The 1121-nt window shown below is 66.0% G+C and carries 1 protein-coding gene; it reads left to right on the top strand.

Annotated elements, in window-relative coordinates:
* A partial coding sequence (hemA, locus tag EN804_RS34475) for a 5-aminolevulinate synthase (RefSeq protein WP_135922295.1) occupies window positions 1–1121 on the top strand: 1121 nt, incomplete at both ends.

The following is a 1121-nucleotide window of genomic DNA, read 5'->3' as shown; positions in this document are numbered from 1 at the left end:
GAGCGCATCGCGGGCAAGTTTCCGCGCGCCATCTGGCGTTCCAACGGCCGCGCCGAGGAAATCACCGTCTGGTGCTCCAACGACTATCTTGGCATGGGCCAGCACGCCGACGTCATCGCCGCGTTCCAGAGCGCGGCCGGCAAGATGGGCTCTGGCGCCGGCGGCACCCGCAACATTTCCGGCACGTCCAACCCGTTGGTCGAACTCGAGCATGAGCTGGCCGACCTGCACGGCAAGGAAGCCGCCCTGGTCTTCACCTCCGGTTTCGTCTCCAACGAAGCCTCGATCTCGACCATCGCACGGCTTTTGCCCAATTGCCTGATCATCTCGGACGAGCTGAACCATGCCTCGATGATCGAAGGCGTGCGGCGCTCGGGCGCCGAGAAGAAAATCTTCCGCCACAATGACGTCGCGCATCTGGAAAGCCTTTTGCAGACGGCCGGGCGCGAACGCGCCAAGCTGATCGTCTTCGAAAGCGTCTATTCGATGGATGGCGACATCGCACCGATCAAGGAGATCGTCGAGTTGGCCGAGCGCTACAACGCCATGACCTATATCGACGAGGTCCATGCGGTGGGCATGTACGGGCCGCGCGGCGGCGGCATCACCGAGCGCGAGGGCCTCGCCGAACGCATCGACATCATCGAGGGCACGCTGGCCAAGGCCTTCGGCACGCTGGGCGGCTACATCACCGGCACCAGTGCCGTCATCGACGCGGTGCGCTCCTATGCGCCGGGCTTCATCTTCACCACCGCGCTGCCGCCGGCCATCGCCGCCGCGGCCACCACGTCGATCCGTCACCTGAAGCGCTCACAGGCCGAACGCGACGCCCAGCAGCAGCAGGCGGGCCGAACCAAGCAGATCCTGTCCGCCGCCGGCCTGCCGGTGATGGAATCGCCGACCCATATCGTGCCGGTGCTGGTCGGCGATCCGGAGCTGTGCAAGATGGCCAGCGACCGCCTGCTCGGCGTGCACGGCATCTATATCCAGCCGATCAACTACCCGACCGTGCCGCGCGGCACCGAGCGGCTGCGCATCACGCCGACGCCCTTCCATTCCGATGCGCTGATCGCCGAACTTCAGGACGCGCTGGTCGAGACCTGGGACGCGCTCGGCATCCC

Source organism: Mesorhizobium sp. M8A.F.Ca.ET.161.01.1.1, assembly GCF_004792105.1.
In the GTDB taxonomy this organism is placed as follows: Bacteria; Pseudomonadota; Alphaproteobacteria; order Rhizobiales; family Rhizobiaceae; genus Mesorhizobium.
This window is presented reverse-complemented; position numbering and strand designations above follow the sequence as displayed.